The organism is Leifsonia sp. (assembly GCF_051955155.1).
Classification (GTDB): domain Bacteria; phylum Actinomycetota; class Actinomycetes; order Actinomycetales; family Microbacteriaceae; genus Leifsonia.
This window is the reverse complement of the sequence record NZ_JBQCGZ010000100.1, coordinates 38593-51026: the sequence shown is the minus strand read 5'-3', so window position 1 is coordinate 51026 and position 12434 is coordinate 38593. Positions and strand designations below refer to the sequence as shown.

General features: G+C 70.9%; 8 protein-coding genes. 4 read left to right on the top strand and 4 right to left on the bottom strand.

Translation table 11 applies throughout. The features are described 5' to 3' along the window. The first annotated feature begins 61 nt into the window (after window positions 1-61). Window positions 62-403, top strand: a complete 342-nt coding sequence (locus tag ACTHMF_RS11175) for a DUF7882 family protein (protein WP_314146351.1) — start codon at window positions 62-64, stop codon at window positions 401-403. A 99-nt stretch (window positions 404-502) separates the two neighbouring features. Here the strand turns inward: ACTHMF_RS11175 and ACTHMF_RS11170 are convergent, their stop codons facing one another. Then, window positions 503-1414, bottom strand: a complete 912-nt coding sequence (locus ACTHMF_RS11170) for a sigma-70 family RNA polymerase sigma factor (RefSeq protein WP_314146350.1) — start codon at window positions 1412-1414, stop codon at window positions 503-505. A gap of 267 nt (window positions 1415-1681) precedes the next feature. On the opposite strand from ACTHMF_RS11170, the gene ACTHMF_RS11165 reads away from it, so the two are divergent. Continuing rightward, a complete protein-coding gene (locus tag ACTHMF_RS11165) occupies window positions 1682-3085 on the top strand; it encodes an MFS transporter (protein ID WP_440317625.1) in 1404 nt (467 codons plus the stop codon). Window positions 3086-3101: 16 nt separating this feature from the next. On the opposite strand, the gene ACTHMF_RS11160 is transcribed toward ACTHMF_RS11165, so the two are convergent. Next, window positions 3102-4073 (bottom strand): DNA topoisomerase IB, encoded by a 972-nt coding sequence (locus ACTHMF_RS11160; protein WP_314146348.1) that lies wholly within the window; start codon window positions 4071-4073, stop codon window positions 3102-3104. Then, window positions 4070-5002 carry a non-homologous end joining protein Ku gene (gene ku / locus ACTHMF_RS11155; protein WP_314146347.1) on the bottom strand — a complete coding sequence of 311 codons (933 nt, stop codon included), beginning with the start codon at window positions 5000-5002 and terminating at the stop codon, window positions 4070-4072. The genes ACTHMF_RS11160 and ku overlap by 4 nt, the downstream gene beginning before the upstream one ends. Before the next feature lie 134 nt (window positions 5003-5136). Here ku and ACTHMF_RS11150 point away from each other — a divergent pair, with 134 nt between their 5' ends. Next, a complete protein-coding gene (locus ACTHMF_RS11150; protein WP_440317584.1) occupies window positions 5137-7626 on the top strand; it encodes an ATP-dependent DNA ligase in 2490 nt (829 codons plus the stop codon). Between the two features lie 289 nt (window positions 7627-7915). Beyond that, the gene (locus ACTHMF_RS11145) at window positions 7916-10864 is read left to right on the top strand and encodes an isopeptide-forming domain-containing fimbrial protein (protein WP_440317582.1); all 2949 of its coding nucleotides are present in this window, start codon (window positions 7916-7918) and stop codon (window positions 10862-10864) included. Here the strand turns inward: ACTHMF_RS11145 and ACTHMF_RS11140 are convergent. Continuing rightward, window positions 10852-12375 carry a bifunctional phosphatase PAP2/diacylglycerol kinase family protein gene (locus tag ACTHMF_RS11140; protein WP_440317580.1) on the bottom strand — a complete coding sequence of 508 codons (1524 nt, stop codon included), beginning with the start codon at window positions 12373-12375 and terminating at the stop codon, window positions 10852-10854. The genes ACTHMF_RS11145 and ACTHMF_RS11140 overlap by 13 nt on opposite strands. Window positions 12376-12434: the final 59 nt, after the last annotated feature.

Here is a 12434-nt window from a genome sequence, read left to right as displayed (position 1 = left end):
GCCCGCGCGTCGCGCGAGACGGGAATGCAAGTTTTTGGACCGCGTCGGGTACGGTTTCGACATGGGCAAGCTTGTGTACGGCGGAACCACCGAGATCGGCTTCGAGGACCGGGTCCTCGCGCACCTGCAGATCGTCGTCGGACTGAAGCTACGGCGCAAGGAAGGCTTCTTCTTCTCCTGGCGCGACGAGCAGGGCGTCGGGGACGGTCGCAGTGCGATCTGGATCGATCCGGCCATCCCGCTGCTGTTCCGCTACAGCGGGGGCCGGATGCCGAAGATCAACAAGACCTGGCTGGAGCAGCTGACGCTGTCGTCGAACAGCGCGCAGGGCCTGCAGCTGACCGAGGAGATCGGCGCCCTGGGCGCCGACGAGGTCGACGCCGACTCCCCTCCCGGCCGCTGACCCGCGGCTAACGCCCCCTCCCCTCGCGGGGCCGCCGAGCACAGGAAAAACGTCGCCGATCCGAGCGGACGGCGACGTCTTTCGTGTGCTCGCGAGCCTCTAGCGGAGGTACTCGAGAAGCTCGGGCGAGCGCAGGCGCTTGAGGCTGCGGGTCTCGAGCTGGCGGACGCGCTCGCGAGTGATGCCGTACACCTCGCCGACCTCGTCCAGAGTCATCGGCTTCTGGCCGTCCAGGCCGAAGCGCATCCGGACCACCTTGGCGTCGCGCGGCGGCAGCTCGCGCAGGCGCTCCTCCAGGTCGCGGTGGCGGAACTCGACCTCGACGGACTCCGACGGGCCAGGGGCGTCGCCGTCCTCGATCAGGTCGCCCAGCTCTGCGCCCTCGTTCTCGCCGACCGGAACGGCCAGCGACACGGTCTCGGAGTCGCTCATCTGCAGCTTGTGCACCTCGGCCGGGGTGAGGTTGGCGGCCTCCGCCATCTCCTCCAGCGTCGGCGTGCGGCCGAGCTCGCCGCCCAGGTCGCGGCGGATGCGGTCCAGCTTGTCGATCTTCTCCACGGTGTGCACCGGGATGCGGATCAGCCGGGCGGTGTCGGCGATGCCGCGCAGGATCGACTGTCGGATCCACCAGGTCGCGTAGGTGGAGAACTTGTTGCCGGTGCGGTAGTCGAACTTCTCGACCGCGCGCACCAGGCCGAGGTTGCCCTCCTGGATCAGGTCCATCACGGCGAGCCCGCGGCCCGCGTAGCGCTTGGCGATGCTGACGACCAGGCGGAGGTTCGCCTCGATGAAGCGCTCGAACGCGCGCTTGCCGTCCTCTTCCAGGTAGCGCAGCTCGCGCTTCTCCATCGGGGTCAGTCCGGGCCGCGTCGCCAGACGCTCGCCCGCCAGCACACCCACTTCGATCCGCTTCGCGAGCGCGACCTCTTCATCGGCAGTCAGCAGCCGCGTCCGTCCGATCGAATTGAGGTAGTCGCGCACCGGGTCGTTGGTCACTTCGAGCACAGTCATGGTGTCATCCCTTGCGTCTCGTACAGCAGTACTTCTGCCTCGATCCGATAACAGGTTAGGCAGAGTGCGCTCTCCCCCAACAAGGGGTTGACAGTCGCACGGGGGGCCGCTAGGCGTGTCGTCGCTTACCTCGCAGGCGTCGCCGATGTCAAGGGCCTGCCTCGCGCGAGGGAGTCCTCGTACGGTGCCGTCGTGAGCACACACGCATCCGATTCCCGGGCGACACCCAGGGAACTCAAGACGATCAAGACCCTCATCCCCGCACGCATGGACCGGCTGCCCTGGTCCCGCTTCCACTGGCTCGTCGTGATCGGCCTCGGGACGGTGTGGATCCTCGACGGGCTCGAGGTCACCATCGTCGGCGCGATCGGCAGCAGGCTCACCGATCCGGCCTCCGGCCTGGGGCTGACCACCGGCGAGGTCGGGCTCGCGGCGGCGATCTACGTCGCGGGCGCGTGCGTCGGCTCACTGGTGTTCGGATACCTCACCGACCGGTTCGGCCGGAAGAAGCTGTTCATCATCACCCTCGGCCTCTACCTGCTCGCGACGGTGCTCACCGCGTTCTCGGTGACGCCCTGGATGTTCTTCGTCTTCCGGTTCTTCACCGGCGCCGGCATCGGCGGCGAGTACGCGGCGATCAACTCGGCGATCGACGAGCTCATCCCCGCCCGCCGGCGCGGCGTCGTGGACCTGGCGATCAACGGCTCCTACTGGCTCGGCACCGCGTTCGGCGCCATCCTGACGGTGTTCCTGCTGAACACCGCGATCTTCCCGGCCGACATCGGCTGGCGCATCGCGTTCGGCCTCGGCGCCGTACTTGGCCTCGTCATCCTGCTGGTGCGCAGGAACGTTCCGGAGTCGCCGCGCTGGATGTTCATCCACGGCCGTGACGATGACGCCGAGACGGTGGTCGGCGAGATCGAGCACGGCATCGAGGAGGAGAAGGGCCGGCCGCTGGAGGCGGTGCCAGACGACCGCGCCATCGAGATCCGGCAGCGCCGCACGACCGGCTTCGGCGAGATCGTGCGCGTCGCTGTCACGAAGTACCCGAAGCGGTTCGTGCTCGGGCTGTCGCTGTTCATCGGCCAGGCGTTCCTCTACAACGCGGTGTTCTTCACCTACGCGCTCGTGCTGACCAAGCTGCTCGGCGTCCCCGACGATGTCGCGCCGTGGTCGCTGGTGCCGATCGCGATCGGCAACTTCCTCGGGCCGATCGTGCTCGGCCACCTGTTCGACGCGATCGGCCGGCGGTTCATGATCACGCTGTCCTACATCGGTTCCGGCGTCCTGCTGGTCGGCACGGCCGTCCTGTTCGACAGCGGCGTCCTGGACGCGTTCTGGCTGACGGCATGCTGGATGGCCGTGTTCTTCCTCGCGTCGGCGGGCGCGAGCAGTGCCTATCTGACGGTGAGCGAGATCTTCCCGATGGAGACCAGGGCGATGGCGATCGCGTTCTTCTACGCGGTGGGAACCGGCCTCGGTGGCATCGTCGGGCCGATCCTGTTCGGGCAGCTGATCGGCGGCGGCATCCACGCGGTCGTCATCGGCTACTACATCGGCGCCGGGCTGATGATCGCGGCGGGCCTCGTGGAGCTCTTCCTCGGCGTCGACGCCGAGCGCAAGTCCCTTGAGGAGATCGCCTCCCCGCTCTCCTCCCCGTCCTCCGACTAGCTGTGGCGGGAGCGGATCAGGAGGTGGAGAGGAGTTCGAGGAGGGCGGGCTCGGGAGCGCGGCCGCCCGAGGTGTCGATGACCTCGCCCGAGCGGTAACGGTCGAAGACGCGCGGGTCGATGTAACTGTTGCGCGCGATCGCCGGGGTGTTGCCGAGGGCCTGGGAGGCCTCGATCACGGCGGCGCTCACGCGCTTCTTGCGCTTCGCCTCGGTGTCGGCGGTGCCGAGCTCGGCGAGCGCCTTCGCCGCGACGATCGTCCCGTGCAGCGTCCGGAAGTCCTTCGCCGTGAACTCCCCGCCGCTCTGCCGCCGGATGTACTCGTTGAGCGAGGCCGGACGGATGGTGTGCCAGGTGCCGTCCTTCCACGAGAACAGCCGCGAGCGCGCGCCGCGCAGCGCCACGATCTCGCCCAGCAGCGCCGCCAGGTCCTCGTCCTCGATCGTGCTCGCCCACTTCTGGGCGGACTTCGCAGGGAACGTCAGCGTCACCGCGTCCCCGTCGATGTCGGCGTGCCGGCACAGCAGCGTGGTCAGCCCGCGGCTGCCGTTGGCGTGCAGGTACTCCTCGCTGCCGATCCGCAGCGATCCGAGGTCGATCACCCGGAATGCGGCGGCCAGGATGCGGTCGCGGCCGAAGCCATCGCTCCGCAGGTCCATCGTCACCTTGCGCCGGGCAGCGGGCAGCGTCTCGGCCAGCTGCGCCGCCCGCTCGAACTTGATCCGGTCCTGATGGATGCGCCACGACTCGTGGTAGAGGTACTGCCGCCGGCCGGCCCCGTCGGTGCCGACCGCCTGGATATGGCCGCGCGCGTCCGGCGAGATCCAGACGTCCTGCCAAGCCGGCGGGATGACGAGCGAGCGGATGCGCTCCAGCTCGCGCTCATCGACGATGCGGTTCCCCGCCTCGTCCTCGTACACCGGCCCCTTCGCCGTCGTGCGGCGCGCGTACCCCGGGCCGGACGGGTCGCTTCGTCTCAGCCGGGTCACGCGGGCTTCTTTGCCTTCTTCGCGGGCGCCTTCTTCGCGGCGGAGGACGTGGAGGCCGTCTTCTTGGCCGCCGGCTTCTTGGCCGAGCCGGCGCCGGACTTCGCGGTGCCGGTGCCGGTCTTCTTCGCCGGCTCCTTGGCCGTGCGGCTGCGCTCGACGCTGCGCTGCAGCGCCTCCATCAGGTCGATGACCTCGCCGCCGCCCTTCTTCTCGGTCTCCTCCTCGCCGAAGGTGGCCGCGGTGTCCATGCTCTCGCCCTGCTCCAGCTTGGCGTCGATCAGCTTGCGGAGCTCCTCCTGGTACTCGTCGGAGAACTTCTCCGGCTCGAAGTCGCCGGCGAAGCTCTCCATCAGCGCGGCGGAGAGCGACAGCTCCCTGTCGGTGATGCGCGGGGTGGACTCCAGCGACGGGAAGTCCGCCTCGCGGATCTCGTCGTGCCAGAGCATCGTCTGCAGCACGAGCACGTTGCCGCGCACGCGCAGGGCGCCGAGCCGGGTCTTCTGCCGCAGCGCGAAGTTCACGATCGCGGTGCGGTCCTCGTCCTCCAGCGTCTTGCGCAGGAGCGCGTACGCCTTGAGCGACTTGGAGTCCGGCTCCAGGTAGTAGCTGCGGTCGAACATCAGCGGGTCGAGCTGGTCGTTCGGCACGAACTCGACGACGTCGATCTCCCTGCTGCGCTCCGCGGGCAGCGACTCCAGGTCCTCCGGGGTCAGGATGACCGTCCGCTCGCCGTCGTCGTACGCCTTCGCGATGTGCTCGTACGGGATGGTCTTGCCGTCGATCTCGCACACGCGCTTGTAGCGGATCCGCCCGCCGTCCGCGTCGTGCACCTGGTGCAGCGCGACGTCGTGGTCCTCGGTCGCGCTGTAGACCTTCACCGGCACATTGACCAGACCGAAGGTGATCGCACCCGTCCATATGGCCCTCATGCCCCCATCGTGTCCGCGAAGTACGGGTTTATCAACAGCCGAGTACGCAGACAATCCGCGTACTCGACCGTTTCCGGCCCACTTTCTGCGTACTCGGGAGGCGGGCGCGGTGGGGGCGGGCGTACGTTACTCGCATGGCTGCTGAGGACACCGAGACGGTCTCGATCGACGGGCACCGGCTGAGGCTGACGAACCTCGACAAGGTGCTGTATCCGGAGACCGGGACGACGAAGGCGGACGTGATCGGCTACTACAGCGCGATCGCAGAGGTGATGATCCCGCACGTGCGCGACCGGATCGCGACCCGCAAGCGCTGGGTGCACGGCGTCGGCACCCCGGAGCATCCCGGCCAGGTGTTCTTCCAGAAGAACCTGGACCCCGCCTCGACTCCGGACTGGGTGGTGCAGAGCACGGTCACGCACAAGACGAGCACCAACAGCTACCCGCTGGTCAACGACACCGCGACGCTGATCTGGCTGGCGCAGATCGCGTCGCTGGAGATCCACGTGCCGCAGTGGCGCGTCGGGAAGGGCGGCGAGCGCCGCAACCCGGACCGCCTGGTGCTCGACCTGGACCCCGGCGACGGCGTGACGCTCGCCGAGTGCGCGGAGGTGGCCAGGTGGGCGAAGGCCATCCTGGACGACATGGGGCTCGACCCGATGCCGGTGACCAGCGGCTCCAAGGGCATCCACCTGTACGCCGCGCTCGACGGCTCGCAGACCAGCGACCAGGTGTCGGCGGTCGCGCACGAGCTGGCGCGGGCGCTGGAGGCGGACCATCCCGACCTGGTGGTCAGCGACATGAAGAAGACGCTGCGGGTCGGCAAGGTGCTCGTCGACTGGAGCCAGAACAACGGCGCGAAGACGACCATCGCCCCGTACTCGCTGCGCGGACGCTTCCGGCCGACGGTCGCAGCGCCGCGCACCTGGCGGGAGCTCGCGTCGAAGGACCTGCGGCACCTCGACTACACCGAGGTGCTCCAGCGCGTGAAGCGCCGCGGCGACCCGCTCGCCGACCTCTCGGCGGGCCGTGCGGGCGCGGCCGCGGCCGCGGGGGCGGACCGGCTCAGCACCTACCGCTCGATGCGCGACGCGGAGAAGACGCCGGAACCGGTGCCGCTCGAGGTGAGCCCGGACGCGGCGGACGGCCGTTCGTTCGTCATCCAGGAGCACCACGCCCGGCGGCTGCACTGGGACTTCCGGCTGCAGCACGACGGCGTCCTGGTCAGCTGGGCGCTGCCGAAGGGGCCGCCGACCGACCCAAAGCAGAACCACCTGGCGGTGCACGTGGAGGACCACCCGCTGGAGTACGGGACGTTCGCCGGCGACATCCCGCACGGCGAGTACGGCGCGGGGCACGTGGAGATCTGGGACCACGGCGAGTACGAGCTGGAGAAGTGGCGGGACGACGAGGTGATCGCGACCCTGCACGGGCAGCCGGACGGCGGTCTCGGCGGCGAGCCGCGGAAGTTCGCGCTGATCGCGACGAAGCAGGGCGGCGACGAGAAGAACTGGCTGATCCACCTGATGAAGGACGCGGCGCCGGCGAAGAAGGAGGCGGCGAAGAAGGACGCGGCGCCCACGAAGAAGGACGCGCCCCCGAAGAACGCCTCGCCCGCCGCGAAGAAGCCCGCCGCCTCCCCCGGCCGCCCGATCACCGGCACCCCCGTCTCCCCCATGCTCGCCACCCTCGGCTCCCCCGGCGAGATCCACGACGAGGACGACTGGGCGTTCGAGATGAAGTGGGACGGCATCCGCGCGATCGCCGAGATCCGCGGCGGCAGGCTCCGGCTCACGACGCGCAACGGCAACGACGTCACCCGCACCTACCCGGACCTGGAGGGCCTGATCGCGCTCGCGGACGGGCACGACCTGGTCCTCGACGGCGAGATCGTCACGCTCACCCGGCAGGGCCGGCCGGACTTCGGCCTGCTGCAGACCAGGATGGGCCTCACCAAGCCGGCCGAGGTCGAGGTCGCCGCCAAGCGCGCCCCCGCGCACTACATGGTGTTCGACATCCTGGAGCGCGACGGCGACGACCTGCGGCGCCAGCCGTACGACGACCGGCGGGCCGCGCTGCGCGCGGCGCTGCGGCCGTCGAAGAGCGACCCCGTGCAGGTCCCTCCCGCGTTCGACGGCGACCTGGCGCACGCGGTCGCCTCGTCCAAGGAGCTGGGGCTGGAGGGCGTCGTCGCCAAGCTGCGCGACAGCGGCTACTCCACCGGGCGCCGCTCGCGGAGCTGGATCAAGATCAAGCACCACCGCACGCAGGAGGTCGTCATCGGCGGCTGGACGCCCGGCAACGGCCGCCGCGCGAACACGATCGGCGCCCTGCTGCTCGGCATCCCCGACGGCGACGGCCTGCGCTACGTCGGCAAGGTGGGCACCGGCTTCACCGACACGATGCTCGACGACCTGACGGCCAAGCTCGGCGCGCACGAGCGCAAGACGCCCCCGCTCGACGGCGTGCCGTCGGTGGATGCGCGCGGCGCGCACTGGGTGCGCCCCGAGCTCGTCGGCGAGGTCGAGTTCGCCGAGTGGACGGGCACCGAGCGGCTGCGGCAACCGTCCTGGCGCGGCCTGCGGCCGGACAAGCGACCCGACCAGGTGGTCCGCGAGGGCTGACGCGGCGCCACCGGAGGCGTTCGCGCTCTCCGCATGATGTGCCGATGGCCGAGGTCCGGAAGGTCGCGGTGGCACGCGGCGCAGCCCTGCGGACGCGTAGGCGACGCACTACGGAGACGGCCATCGACGGCACTGGTTTTCACCGATCGGCATGCGGCTTCCCTCGCCCACCGGCGTCAGGACGGATCCCAGCCGGTCATGCTGGTCGAGCGGTCCGACGCAGCCGGGAGCGGTCCGCGCCTTCCACCGACACGATTGCTCTGCGCCAAGGCGCCGGGAGGAGCCGAACATGCGCGGGCACACCCGTCCCTCACGAGGACGATCCGGCGAGGGCTCGTCCACGCTGGGCCGGACGATCGTCGTCGGCACGGCAGTCATAGCGACCGCACTCGCCGGCATCGCGGCCGACCCTCGCGGCGCGGCCGCCGCGCCGACGAGCTACGAGCTGCGCGGGGACTGGATCGAGCCGCCCGACGAGCTGCTCTCCGGCGTTGGCGTGGTCGCCGCGGTCTGGCGCTTCGACATCAACGACGGACGGCCCGCGCCGTCGAACGATCCGGTCGCCAACAACGTGCTCACCGTGACCGTGCAGAACGCCCGGTTCACGAAGGTGCCCTCGCTGTGCCTGGAAACCGAGACGGACAGCGCCGGAAACGACGTCGTGCCACGGTCCGCTCTCTCGGCGGAGGGGACGACGCTGACGTGCAACCTGGGCACCAGGAACCAGGGGACAGCTCAGCTCGCGCTCACCGGCGTGGTGGCGACGGGCCCGGCAGGGGCCCAGGTCTCGGCCATCGCCGAGTTCGGGAGTCACCGCGCTCAACTGCCGCCGATCCCGATCACGGCGCCGTTCAGCATGGACGCCACGTTCAGTGACGGTGCTCCGGCGGCGCTGATCAGCCCGTCTCTGAACCGGAACCAGGACCTTTCCTTCCCGTTCGCGCTGAGACACGCCGCCGGTGCGGCGGCCGGACCGGACACGGTGACCTATCCGCTCACGATCGCCAACAACCTGCCTCCCGAGGTCGAGGTTCGCGGAGGCGGCTGTGTCCCCCAGGACCGCCGCCAACCGGGATATCCGTTCTCCGGCGACCATCACCCGCCGGCTCAGACTGCTCCGTTCCCCGAGTGCAGACTGACCAAGGTGAGCGCCAGGCAGTTCGAGCTCACGCTCACCGGATTGCAGTACGGGGCGGCCGCACCGACCACAGATTCGAACGGCCAACCGCTGCCGAGCGGGATGGCTGTGGTCGCCGCCGGCGAGCTCCAGCTGGCCGTCGACACCATCGGTACCGGAACCACGGCGATGAGCTCTCATGTCACGGTCTCGGCCGAGCCCATCACCTACACAGCGGCGGACGGCCAGACCGCCACCGACGACGGCGCGAACAACGACAACACGGTGGCCATCGTCCGCGGCGCGTGGACCCATCAGTGGGCGCTGAACGTCCAGCAACCGGACACCTACCCCGGCAGCCCGTGGCAGTCCACCTGGCGCGTTCCCGCCGGCGCGACCGTCCTCTCGGTGGCGGCCGACGGCACACCGCCGCGGCCCGGCGTCAGTCCGTACTGGATGTGCTCGGTGATCGACACCGAGTACGCGACGTTCGAGGCCGCTCGCGTCGTGATGACGCCTGGCGACGCGCTGTACTACGAGGACTCTTCCGACCGCTATCCGATCTGGTACTACACGGGGGGTATGGTCGATGCGGTCACGGGCGAGGACGTCGACCCGAACGGGTTCGCCTGCGGCACCGTGACCTCCGCTGCAGACCCGGCGGCCGGAAACCCCGCCGGCTGGTCGACCACGCCCCCGGCGGACCTCTCCACTGTGAAAGCGGTCAAGGTGCAGCTCAGCTATGGGATGGGCGGAGAATCCGAGATGCCATACGGACTCGTCTACCTCGCCGTCGAGCAGCGGATCCGTCCCGACGTCGAGGCGGGGCAGGACATCTGGACGTGGACGTCGTTCCTCGACCAGGGGAAGACCGACTGGGCGTGGACGACGTCGCGGCGGAGCGCCCAGAGCCGTCTCGACTCGATCGACCACAATCCGTACGGTCCGAACGGCCTCATCGCGGCGAAAGGCTATCGCTACGACTACGCCGGTCCCGGTCGCGATGTGCTCGAGGTCGTCGGGTCGCAACCGCTGATCGCAGTCGACGTGGCGCAGCGGGAGTATGGCCCCGGAGAGGTCGCCGACTACCGGCTGAGCTACGGCCTGGAGACGGTGATGCCCCATCCGGCCAGGGACTCGGTCACGGTGACCGCCGAGCTGCCCTCCGGCCTGCGGTACGTCGAAGGGAGCGCCACGGTCGAGCCGGTCGTCGGCGGCGATCCGGCAGCCGACGGACAGACGCTGACCTGGACGTTCGACGACGTCCTGCCGAACGATCCGCCCGGTGTCGTGGAATTCCGGGCGACGGTGCCGGAGGACGCCGCGGCGGGGAGGGCGTTCGGAACGGACGTGAGCGCGGCGAGTCAGGGCCTCAGCCGCGACGCGAGCACGGAATTCGTCGTCCCCGACGGAGGCCACGACGAGCTGACGATGGCGGCCTCCGCCGCGGTCGTCGAGCTGGACCGTGACGGCGACGGAACGAATGCCTGGACCGTGACCATGTCCTCGCGGGACCCCTACGTCTCCGAGAGCACGGACACCATCGTCGTCCTCCCGCGCGACGGCGACGGCAGGGGCAGCGGCTTCTCCGGCACGGCGACCCTCAGCAGTCCCGTCGAGGCGCCGACCGGCGCGACCGTCTTCTACACGACGGCCGACCCCTCCGCCGTGAGCGTGGACCCCGACGACGCAGGCAACGGCGAGCCGGGAGCGCCGACCTCGATGTGGTCGACGGTCTACCCCGATGCCGCGACGGCGGTGCGCGTGGTCTACGGCCCACTCGCCTACGGCGACATCTGGTCGTTCTCGATGGGCGTCGACATCCACGGGGCCGCTCCCGGAGACACCTATGTCGCAGCAGGCGCCGCCAGGACGACGCGCACTCAGGCCATCATGCAGACCTCTGCGACGTTCCGAACCGAGGGACTCGTCTCCGAGCAGCCGGGAACAACGGACGCCGCCTCTCCCGTCGACGGGAAGGACAGCGATTCCGGTGACCTGGCCAGCACCGGTGCGGCCGAGAACCGGATCGGCGTCGGGGTCGCGGCACTGTTCACCCTGTGCGGCCTCGCCCTTGTGCTGCGGGCAGCGCGCCGGTGGCGGCGCGCTCAGGGAGCGTAGACGCGCAGCGCAGCGGGCAGCAGCGTGAGGCGCAGCGCGTCGCCCGGGGTGTCGGTGGCGGCCTCGCCGTCGTGCGCGTAGCCGGGGTCCTCGCCGTGGGCGGCGATGCTCAGCTCCTGGGCGGTGAAGCCGTCGACGGCGGGCGGTCCCTGCAGGAACGGCAGCCGGGCGACGAACGTGTCCGCGCGGCCGCCGAAGGCCAGCGCGAGGGCACCGCGGGTCCTCGGCGTGCGCCCGGCGCCGAGGATGCGCACATCCAGGAGCCCGTCGTCCAGGCGGCGGCGCTCGATGGGCGCGACGGTGAGCGGGTAGTAGCGGTCGACGCCGACGAACACCGACCAGATCCTGCGGACGCTGCCGTCCACCTCCACCTCGAACGGCTCGCTCCTGCGCAGCACGCGCACGGCGGCGATCAGCGCGGCCAGCGGCTTGCCCCAGCGGTCCTCGTGCCGCTCGCGCTCGGCGACGAACGCGGGGTAGACGCCGACAGAGGCCGTGTTCAGCACGGTCCTGCGCTCCCCGGTCGGGAAGGCGAGCTCCGCGGCGTCGACCTCCCGTCCCGTCCCGGCCGCGAACGCGTCGAGCGCCGCGTCGAACGTCTCGAGGCCCGCGGCCTTGGCGAAGTGGTTGAACGTCCCGCCCGGCAGCACGAGCAGCGGCAGCCCGGCCAGGCGCGCCTCGTGCGCGACCGCGCCGACCGACCCGTCGCCGCCGACGATGCCGAGCACCGTCGGCGGGGCGGCCCCGGCGAGGCGATCCCGGATGAGCGCGGCGATGTCGTCGCCGTCACCCAGCACGTGCACGTCCGCGGCGGGCAGCCGCTCGGCGAGCAGGGGCTCCGGGTCGGGGCGGCCGAGGCCCTTGCCCGATCCGGGGTTGACCAGGATGAAGAGGCCCGCGCCGTCGGCGAGGACCGGCAGCGCGATGGTCTCCGCCGTCGGCTCCTGGGTCGGGATCAGGGGGCGGGACGCCGTGACCGCCTTGAGCGCCAGCGCCGCGCCCGCCCCGATCGCCGCGCCGCCGGCGACGTCCGAGAACCAGTGCGCCCCGGTGTGCAGCCGCGAGTAGCCGACACCGGCCGCGAGCGGCACGAGCGCGGCCCCCGCCGCGGGCGACTCCAGCGCGACCCCGGCGGCGAACGCGACGGCGCTCGCGGTGTGCCCGGACGGGAACGACGGCGAGGTGGGCGAGCGGTCGAGCCGCCGTGAGACAGGGATGGACGTGAGCGCCGGGCGCTGGCCGCCGACCAGCCGCTTGCCGACCACGTTGGCGACCAGGCTGGCCAGACCGAGCGACGCGAGCCCGCGCGCCGCCGCCTTCGGCTTGCCGATGGCGACCAGCAGCCCGGCGACAGCGAACCAGAGCTTGCCGTGGTCGGCGGCCCCGGTGAACAGCCGCCAGAACGCGTCGGCGCCCACTCCGGTGCGGCGGGCGTTGATGCGGCGGGCGACGGCCTCGTCGGCACGGGCGATGCGGCGCGGGAGCGGCGGGCGGCGGCGGGATGCGGGCATGCCCCCACCGTATCCCCCGCCATTCGCGGCGGGTGCGCGGCGGCCGGCGTCTCGGCGGT

Excerpts from the sequence above, each read along its gene's own strand:
- ACTHMF_RS11175 (WP_314146351.1), top strand. The coding sequence starts at position 62 with ATGGGCAAGCTTGTGTACGGCGGAACCACCGAGATCGGCTTCGAGGAC.
- ACTHMF_RS11170 (WP_314146350.1), bottom strand. The coding sequence starts at position 1,414 with ATGACTGTGCTCGAAGTGACCAACGACCCGGTGCGCGACTACCTCAAT.
- ACTHMF_RS11165 (WP_440317625.1), top strand. The coding sequence starts at position 1,682 with ATGGACCGGCTGCCCTGGTCCCGCTTCCACTGGCTCGTCGTGATCGGC.
- ku (WP_314146347.1), bottom strand. The coding sequence starts at position 5,002 with ATGAGGGCCATATGGACGGGTGCGATCACCTTCGGTCTGGTCAATGTG.
- ACTHMF_RS11150 (WP_440317584.1), top strand. The coding sequence starts at position 5,137 with ATGGCTGCTGAGGACACCGAGACGGTCTCGATCGACGGGCACCGGCTG.
- ACTHMF_RS11145 (WP_440317582.1), top strand. The coding sequence starts at position 7,916 with ATGCGCGGGCACACCCGTCCCTCACGAGGACGATCCGGCGAGGGCTCG.
- ACTHMF_RS11140 (WP_440317580.1), bottom strand. The coding sequence starts at position 12,375 with ATGCCCGCATCCCGCCGCCGCCCGCCGCTCCCGCGCCGCATCGCCCGT.